Origin of the sequence: Roseateles sp. (genome assembly GCF_049240545.1) — a bacterium.
Taxonomy (GTDB): domain Bacteria; phylum Pseudomonadota; class Gammaproteobacteria; order Burkholderiales; family Burkholderiaceae_C; genus Paucibacter_A.
On the sequence record NZ_JBMLSK010000364.1, the window covers coordinates 21,074 to 29,745 of the forward strand.

Here is an 8,672-nt window from a genome sequence, read left to right on the forward strand (position 1 = left end):
CCCAAGGTCAGGACCCTGACCCTCAGCATACTGAATCTATTGTGCACGGCCCAGTCGGCCCGGCAAGCAGCAATTGCTGGCCTGACTCAAGCCTGCAGGCAAGCGGTGGCGGGTCGAGGGCCAAGGGCCGGCTATGCTGCCTGCCCTGCTCGTCAAGATCAAAGAACTGTTGGAGTCCCCTATGCGTGCGTCTACCGAGACATCATCCCCCAGCGCCAGCCCCGCCGAACCGCGTCTGAGCTCGCTCTCGCACGGCGGTGGCTGTGGCTGCAAGATTGCCCCCGGCGTCTTGTCCGAGATCCTCAAGGGCACGACGGCCTTGCCAGTGCCGCCCGAGTTATTGGTGGGTATCGAGACCTCCGATGATGCCGCCGTCTACCAACTCAACGACGAGCAGGCGCTGATCGCCACCACGGACTTCTTCATGCCCATCGTCGACGACCCCTTCGACTTTGGCCGCATCGCCGCCACCAATGCGATCAGCGATGTCTACGCCATGGGCGGCCGCCCCATCATGGCGCTGGCCCTGGTCGGCATGCCGATCCAAGTGCTGAGTACCGCCACGATCGGCCGCATCCTGGAGGGCGGCGCCTCGGTGTGCCGGGCGGCGGGCATTCCCATCGCCGGCGGCCACACCATCGATTCGGTGGAGCCGATCTACGGCCTGGTGGCCCTGGGCCTGGTGCACCCCAAGCGGGTCAAGCGCAACGCCGATGCCCGCCCCGGCGATGTCTTGGTGTTGGGCAAACCGATTGGCGTTGGCATCCTGTCGGCCGCACTCAAGAAAGATCGGCTCAGCCCCGAGGGCTATCAACAGATGATCGCCATCACCACCCAGCTGAACACCGCCGGCCCCGATCTGGCGGCGCTCGAAGGCGTCCATGCCATGACCGATGTCACGGGCTTCGGCTTGGCCGGCCATGCCTTGGAAATGGCCCGGGGCTCCGGCTGCGATGTGCACCTCGACTGGGCACAGGTGCCGCTGTTGACCGGCGTCCAGGACTTGGCCGCACAAGGCGTGGTGACCGGCGCCTCGGCTCGCAATTGGGCCGCTTATGGCCATGAGGTGCATCTGCCGGAAGGCTTCTCGCCTCAGGCTCAAGCCTTGCTGAGCGACCCTCAAACCAGCGGTGGCCTCTTGGTCGCTTGTTCGCCGGATTCGCTCGAGTCGGTGCTGCGGGTCTTCCACCAACACGGTTTTGCCGAAGCAGCCCCGATTGGCCAGATGGCCAAGTCAAGCCATCAATCCGGGCAACTCCAGGTGCGCTGAAATGAAAAACGGCCCCGTGGCGATCGCATCGCGCACGGGGCCGCCCGAACTGCATGTCAGAGGTTCTTGAGCCGTTCAAGCCGCCCTGTTTCGGGCCTCTCTCAAACGATCAAACAGACATCAGATCAATAAATCCCGATCACTCAATGATGCGGATTTCAACGCGACGGGCCGCTTCAGCATTGCCCTCGGCCAGCGTCGACTCCGGCTTGCGCAGCAGCACGCGGCCGGCATCAATCCCTGCCGCCGTCAATGCGGCGCGGGTGGCCTTGGCACGTTCCTTGGCCAACTCGGCGTTCTTGGCGGCATCGCCGCTGGCGTCATGGAAACCCGCGATGACGATCTTTCGCTCAGGTGCTGCGATCAAGATGGCCATGGCCTTGGCCAACTCAGGGGCCGCGTCGGCAGGCACGGCCGATTCAGCAAAGCCAAACAGCACCACACCAACGATCTCGCCACTCAGCGGCGCGTCATACAAGGCTTCCTCAAGCGCGGCGATCACGGGAGCCGGCGCCGGTGCCTTGTGGCGCTGTTTGATGACGACAAAGGCCGTCACGCTGACCAGCAGAAAAGCGACAACGAGGCCGACCAGCCAGAGGGCAATGCGTTCGCTGTTGTCTTGATTGTCGTTGGACATGGGCTAACTCCAAAAGGTTACGGGCAGGATTGAATTCGGTCGCGCCGGATTCTAACGGCCGCTGCAGCACCCTCGCCCCGCAAGCCTGTGCGCTCTCGGCCGCCCCTTGACGCCCCCATCTCTGAGCGCAGCGGACTCATGCTCACTGCGCCGCATCACAAGGGAGCAAGGAGTCGACAGCGCGCGCCAAAAAAAGACGCCCGGAAAGCGCCTCATCTCCGCTTCATTAAGGCGCCAATTCCCCCATAGTTGCGCATTGCGCGCTGTGCGACACAATGCCCTAGAACCGAGTGGCATCGATGAAGGATTGCCGCGTTTGAGTCCCCTCACCCCCTTGCTCAAGGTCGCTCATGGATTGGTTTGCGCTCGACGAAACCGTGGCTCAGATGGAAGCCACACTGCAGAGCCAACAGGGTTTGGATCGCCTGCCGGATCTGCTGGCTTTGGCCTGGGCCTTGCGGCAACGCGATTGCCGTCGCGCCCTGCTCTTGGCCGATGAGGCTGAAGCCCTGTTAAGCGCGCTGGACCCCGATCAAGAGGCCGCCCAACTGGCGCGTGCGCGCCTGCAATTGCTCAGCGCCGAGATCAGCTGGCTTTACGGCCATATCGACGCCACCGAACACCTGGCAGAAAGCGCACTCAACGTCTTTGAGACCTTTGGCCATCGCTGTGGCGCCGGCGACGCGCGTCTTTCGCTGACCTCCGTCTGGCTGGAGCGCGGCAACATTGCCTTGCGCGACGAATTCATCGCCCTGACCATCGAGGACTACCGGGCCTGCGGCGATCGCTTGCGCCTGATGGCCGCACAAGCCCGCTCGCTGGCGCTGCACGCCTTTCATCAGCCGCGCGCCACCGCCGAAGCGCTGAACCAGTTGTTCGATGAAGGCCGCGCGCCAGCCGATCCCACGGCCGACGCCGCCATGCTGACCTGGCTGGCCAGTACCCGCGCCATTGTGGCCAGCCTCACCGGCTCACCCGGGGGCGCCAGTCGCTATTTCATCCAGTCCTACAACGCCGCCCTCAGCTCAGGCCAGTTGCGACACGCCATTTACGCGGCCTGCAACGCCGGCGATGCGCTGGCCACCTTGGGGGACCTGGATGCCGCCATGGACTGGGGCGAACGCGGCCTCACGCTGGCTCGCCGCTGCGACTGGCCGCCCACGACCGGCTTGGCACTGATGCAGGTGGGCAAGGTTCAGCGCATGCTGGGGCGCTTTGCCGACGCCAGAGAGTCCTTGAACGAGGCCTTGGCCCAACTGGAACAGGCGCCGGGCTCACAAGGCCATGTGTTGACTCAGTTGTATCTGGGTGATTTGGCCATCGACATGGGCGTACCCGCCACCGCTCTGGTGCACTTCTGCCGAGCCGAAGACCGCGCCGCGCCGGTCGGCAATGTTTCCCAACTGATGGGCGCCTGGAGCGGGCAGGCCCTGGCGCTGTGCCGACTGGGTCAGCCCAATGAGGCGCTCGCCAAGGCCGGTGCGGCTTTGGCCCTGGCCCACGAGCAGGGGAGCACCGATGAGCAGATCAAAAACCTGCGCATCCACGCCGAGCTGTATCAAAGTTATGCACTTCCCAAGCCCGCCGATTTAAGTGCGAGCAGTCCCGTTCTTCATTATCTGGAACAGGCCTTGCGTGTCGCCTCTGAGATCGACGGCTATGTCATCCCCTGCGGCTTGCTGGAGGAGTTGTCCAGCGCCTATGCGGCTCACGGCAATGCGACGTCAGCGCAAAGCTACGGGCAAGCAGCGGCCCAAGCGCGAGCCAGCAAGAAACTGGACGACGCCCGCAACCGCGCCGAGACCATGAGCATCCGCCAGGACGGCGAGCGGGCCAAAGCCGAGGCCGAAAGCCAGCGCCGACACGCCGAAGCCGAGGCTTTGCGCGCCCAGGCCTTGCAGGAGACCACGGCGACGCTGGAGGTCTTGAGCCAGATCGGGCTGGAGCTCACCTCCAATCTGAATCAAGAGGAAGTGTTTGCGACCTTCTATCGCCATATCCAGCAACTCATGGATGTCGGCTCCTTTTTTGTCTATCTGCTGGACGAACAAAAGCAGCAGTTGCACGCCGCCTTTGATGGCAGTGCGGGAAAGGCCGGCGACACGTCCGCAGGCCCGCGCCGAATTGCGCTGCTTGAGCCCAAGTCCTACACCGCGCTGTGCGCGCGATCGCGGCAGGAGTTGATCTTGGGGGCGGGGGCGAATTTGCGCCGCCCCAATCCCTTGCAGGGGCCGCAGGACAACGCCAGCATGCTGTTCATGCCCTTGCTGATCGGCGAGCGCTTATTGGGCGTTCTTTCGGTGCAATCCCGACAGGCCGATGCCTACGGCGAACGAGAGCTCGCCATCTGCCGCACCCTGTGTTCCTACGGCAGCATCGCGCTGGACAATGCCAAGGCCTACGCCCTCGCCGATCGGGCCCAGAAGCAGGCCACGGCGGCCCTGAATGACCTGGAGCTTGCTCGTGCCAAGCTGGCGCAGCGCGCGGATACGCTCGCCGAGGAGGTCAGCAAAGCCACCTCGGTGATCTTGCAACGGGAGCGCGAGACGGTGATTCGCCTCTCCAAGGCGGCGGAATACCGCGACCCGGAGACCGGTGCCCACATCTTGCGAATGGCTCACTACTCGGAGTTGATTGCACGTGGGCTAGGGCTCAGCAAGGCTGATCAGCAACTGCTGCTAGAGGCCGCCCCGATGCACGATATCGGCAAGGTTGGCATCAGCGACTCGGTCTTGCTCAAGCCGGGTCGATTGACGCCGGAGGAGTTCGAGATCATGAAAGGCCACGCCCGCATTGGGCATGAGATTTTGAAAGACAGCTCCTCGCTGGTCCTGCAAACCGGTGCCGCTATTGCGTTGGGCCATCATGAAAAGTTCGATGGCAGCGGCTACCCGCAAGGCTTGGTCGGGGACCAGATCCCGATCTTCAGCCGCATTGTTGCGGTGGCGGATGTGTTTGATGCGCTGACCTCTGAGCGCCCTTACAAGAAAGCCTGGTCTCTGGAAAAAGCGGCCGAGCATTTGAAGACTCAGTCAGGGGCCCATTTCGACCCCGCCTGCGTCGAGGTCTTCTTTGCTCACTGGACCGAAGTGTTGGCCATACGCCACCGCTTCAAGGACGAGGACTGAGGGCTGCGTTTGCAAGCCTGAGGCACCAAAGATGCCGCCAACTTCAGCGGCGCTTCTTCTTGGCGTCGCCCTGCCCCAGGGCTTCCAAAGACCGCTCCCGCCGTGCGGCTTTGCGATCATCCAGGCGTTGCATCGCCTTGCGCTGGGTGTAGCCGCTGGAATCGGCCCAAGCCCACCAGGCCACGGCCAGCCCGAGAGGACTCAAGACCAGCAGCCAGGACCAATCCGCCACAGGAGCCACACCCAGGAGCTTCAGCCCAAGCACCACAACGCCGATAAGGACAAACCACATGTGAACTCACTCCTCTGAAGATGCAGCGCACACAGGGCTCTAGAATCACTGCGTCGCTGCTCCTTGCAAACTGTAGTTCACATCGAAGCCTCGTCGACACCCCTGTTGTAAGTACCTGAAAGGAAGCCATGAAGTTCTCCCTCACTTTTGCTGTTTCTGCCGCCCTGGCCTCCGCCGTGCTGGCTCCCTCCGCTTTCGCCAGTGCGGATCTGGCGCAGAAGAAAAACTGCATGGCCTGCCACGCGGTGGACAAGAAGCTGGTCGGCCCGTCTTACAAGGATGTGGCAGCAAAATATGCCAAGGACAAAGACGCGGTGAAGAAGTTGGCCGAGAAAATCATCAAGGGCGGTTCTGGCGTGTGGGGCCCGGTGCCGATGCCCGCCAACGCTCAAGTCAGCCCAGCCGAAGCGGAAACATTGGCCAAGTGGGTGCTGGCAGCCAAGTGATGCAAGGCTGCGAACGCTCAAGTTTGCAGCCCGCATGAAAAACAGGCCCTTGAGATATCAAGGGCCTGTTTGTTTTTGTAGCCTCGGCGCTGAGGCCCGCTGCGCAGGCCTTAACTGGATCTTTGGCTTCCGACAATTGATCGAGGATTGCCGGGTTCTGTGATCACCCACATCGCTGCGCGATATGAGTGATGCCCAACCCAGCCAAGCGCCATTGGCGCTGAGGCCTGCTGCGCAGGCCTCTCCTGGATCAGTTGGCTTCCGACAATTGATCGAGGATGGCTGGGTTTTCCAGCGTGCTGGTGTCTTGGGTGACGGCTTCGCCCTTGGCGACCGAGCGCAGCAGGCGGCGCATGATCTTGCCGGAGCGGGTCTTGGGCAGGTTGTCGCCGAAGCGGATGTCCTTGGGCTTGGCGATCGGGCCAATTTCCTTGGCGACCCAGTCGCGCAGCTGCTTGGCAATCGCCTTGGCTTCGTCGCCGCTTGGGCGTGGGCGCTTCAGCACTACGAAGGCACAGATCGCTTCGCCGGTGGTGTCATCGGGGCGACCCACCACCGCCGCTTCGGCCACCAACTCGGTGCAGCTGACCAGGGCGGATTCGATTTCCATCGTGCCCATGCGGTGGCCGGACACATTCAGCACATCGTCGATACGACCGGTGATGGTGAAGTAACCCGTTTCCGCATCGCGGATGGCACCGTCGCCGGCGAGGTAGTAACCCTTCAACTCCTCGGGGTAGTAGCTCTTCTTGAAGCGCTCGGGGTCGCCGTAAATGGTGCGAATCATCGAAGGCCAGGGCTTCTTGACCACCAAGATGCCGCCTTGACCATTGGGCACATCATTGCCCATTTCGTCGACGATGGCGGTGGTGATGCCCGGGAAGGGCAAGGTGCACGAACCCGGCACCAACGGCGTGGCGCCCGGCAGCGGCGTGATCATGTGACCGCCGGTTTCGGTCTGCCAGAAGGTGTCCACAATCGGGCAACGTCCGCCACCGACATGCTTGTGGTACCACTCCCAAGCGGCCGGGTTGATGGGCTCGCCCACCGAGCCCAGCAGGCGCAAGCTGCTCAGGTCCGAACGGTCCGGATGGACGGCTTCATTGCCTTCGGCCGCCTTGATCAGCGAGCGAATGGCCGTCGGTGCGGTGTAGAAAATCGTGACCTTGTGCTTTTCGATGGTCTTCCAGAAGCGGCCTGCATCTGGATAGGTGGGCACGCCTTCAAAGACCACCTCGGTGCCGCCCAGGGCCAAGGGGCCGTAGGTGATGTAGCTGTGGCCGGTCACCCAGCCGATGTCGGCGGTGCACCAGAAGACGTCGTTGTCCTTCAGGTCAAAGGTCCATTTGGTGGTCAGCGCCGCATGCAGCAAATAGCCGCCCGTGGAGTGCTGCACGCCCTTGGGCTTGCCGGTCGAGCCGGAGGTGTAGAGCAAGAAGAGCGGATGCTCGGCCTCGACCCACTCAGGCTCGCAGCTCGTGCCGACCTTGGCCAGCTCTTCATGCAGCCAGTGGTCGCGGCCCTCGACCCAGCCGATCTTGCCGCCGGTGCGCTGGTAGACGACCACGTCCTTCAGCGTTGGGCAGCTGCCGCCTTCCAGCGCTTCGTCGACGATGGCCTTCAAGGGCAAGGCCTTGCCGCCGCGCAGTTGTTCGTCGGCGGTGATGATGGCCACGGCGCCGGCGTCTTGAACCCGGTCGCGCAGCGATTGGGCCGAGAAGCCGCCGAACACCACCGAGTGAATCGCACCGATGCGGGCGCAGGCCTGCATGGCCGCCACGCCTTCGATGGACATGGACATATAGATGACAACGCGGTCGCCCTTCTTCACGCCACGCGCCTTCAGCACATTGGCCATCTGCGACACGCGCGACAGCAACTCGCTATAGGTGACCTTGGTCACCGCGCCATCGTCGGCTTCAAAAATCAGCGCGACCTTGTCGCCCAGGCCGCGTTCGACATTGCGGTCAAGGCAGTTGTAGGACACATTCAATCGGCCATCTTCAAACCACTTGAAGAACGGCGCATCGCTGTCGTTCAGCACCTTGGTGAACGGGGTTTGCCAGGTCACGAACTCACGCGCCAGACGAGCCCAATAGGCTTGGTAGTCCGCCTCCGATTCGGCCACCAGGGCTTGGTAGCCCGCCATGCCCTTGACGTTGGCCTGTGCCTGCCACTCGGGGCTGGGCAGATAAAGATCGTTCTGGCTCATGATGTGTTTCCTCTGACGGGAGCAATATAGAAACGCGGGACTGACAAACGCAGCACTGGCTTGCTAATGTGCGTCCCCTCTCTGACGAAGTGCTTACTCTAGCCTCGTAACTCGACGTACCCCGGGAAGGTCCTAGGTGCTCGGCAGCCTAGAATCCCGCTCCCGCCCGGATCGGGCCTGAAATTGCTTCGCCATCTAGATAGAAACCCCATGAGTGATGAGAGCTCCAAACAGCGCGCGATGCGCCCGCTGTCCAATTTGATTTTTGCCAGCCGCTGGTTGCAGGTCCCTCTGTACCTGGGTTTGATTCTGGCCCAGGCCGTCTATGTGTTTCAGTTTTGGACCGAGCTGGTGCACTTGATCGAAGCGGCTTTTGGCAATTCCGAAGCGCTCAATACGCTGGTCAAGAGCATTGGCTATCAAGCCACCGCCATCAAGGACGCATCGGGCGCGGTGATCGGCTATCAGCCAATCGCCAAACTCAATGAAACCATTCTGATGTTGGTCGTGCTGGGTCTGATCGATGTGGTGATGATCTCCAACTTGCTGATCATGGTCATCGTGGGCGGCTACGAGACCTTTGTTTCACGCATGGGCCTGGAAGACCACCCCGACCAACCCGAGTGGCTGAGCCATGTGAACGCCTCGGTGCTGAAGGTCAAGCTGGCCACCGCCATCATCGGCATC

General features: G+C 62.4%; 7 protein-coding genes. 4 read left to right on the top strand and 3 right to left on the bottom strand.

Going from position 1 to position 8,672, the window contains the following annotated elements; translation table 11 throughout:
* Positions 1-181 precede the first annotated feature (181 nt).
* Positions 182-1,270, top strand: coding sequence for a selenide, water dikinase SelD (gene selD, locus ACOVRJ_RS21965; protein ID WP_422045948.1), 1,089 nt, complete (start codon positions 182-184; stop codon positions 1,268-1,270).
* Positions 1,271-1,409: 139 nt separating this feature from the next.
* Here selD and ACOVRJ_RS21970 read toward each other — a convergent pair whose 3' ends face one another.
* On the bottom strand, positions 1,410-1,907 hold the full coding sequence (locus ACOVRJ_RS21970; RefSeq protein ID WP_422045949.1) for an OmpA family protein: 498 nt from the start codon (positions 1,905-1,907) through the stop codon (positions 1,410-1,412).
* 350 nt (positions 1,908-2,257) lie between these two features.
* Here ACOVRJ_RS21970 and ACOVRJ_RS21975 point away from each other — a divergent pair, with 350 nt between their 5' ends.
* Entirely contained in the window at positions 2,258-5,035 is a 2,778-nt protein-coding gene (locus tag ACOVRJ_RS21975) for an HD domain-containing phosphohydrolase (RefSeq protein WP_422045950.1), read from the top strand.
* A gap of 43 nt (positions 5,036-5,078) precedes the next feature.
* On the opposite strand, the gene ACOVRJ_RS21980 is transcribed toward ACOVRJ_RS21975, so the two are convergent.
* Complete coding sequence (locus ACOVRJ_RS21980; protein ID WP_422045951.1) at positions 5,079-5,327, bottom strand: TIGR04438 family Trp-rich protein; 249 nt, start codon at positions 5,325-5,327, stop codon at positions 5,079-5,081.
* Between the two features lie 128 nt (positions 5,328-5,455).
* Between ACOVRJ_RS21980 and ACOVRJ_RS21985 the strand changes: the two genes are divergently transcribed.
* Positions 5,456-5,773 carry a c-type cytochrome gene (locus tag ACOVRJ_RS21985; RefSeq protein ID WP_422045952.1) on the top strand — a complete coding sequence of 106 codons (318 nt, stop codon included), beginning with the start codon at positions 5,456-5,458 and terminating at the stop codon, positions 5,771-5,773.
* A gap of 250 nt (positions 5,774-6,023) precedes the next feature.
* Here ACOVRJ_RS21985 and acs read toward each other — a convergent pair whose 3' ends face one another.
* A complete protein-coding gene (acs, locus tag ACOVRJ_RS21990) occupies positions 6,024-7,985 on the bottom strand; it encodes an acetate--CoA ligase (RefSeq protein WP_422045953.1) in 1,962 nt (653 codons plus the stop codon).
* Positions 7,986-8,195: 210 nt separating this feature from the next.
* Here acs and ACOVRJ_RS21995 point away from each other — a divergent pair.
* A partial coding sequence (locus ACOVRJ_RS21995) for a YqhA family protein (protein ID WP_422045954.1) occupies positions 8,196-8,672 on the top strand: 477 nt, incomplete at its 3' end.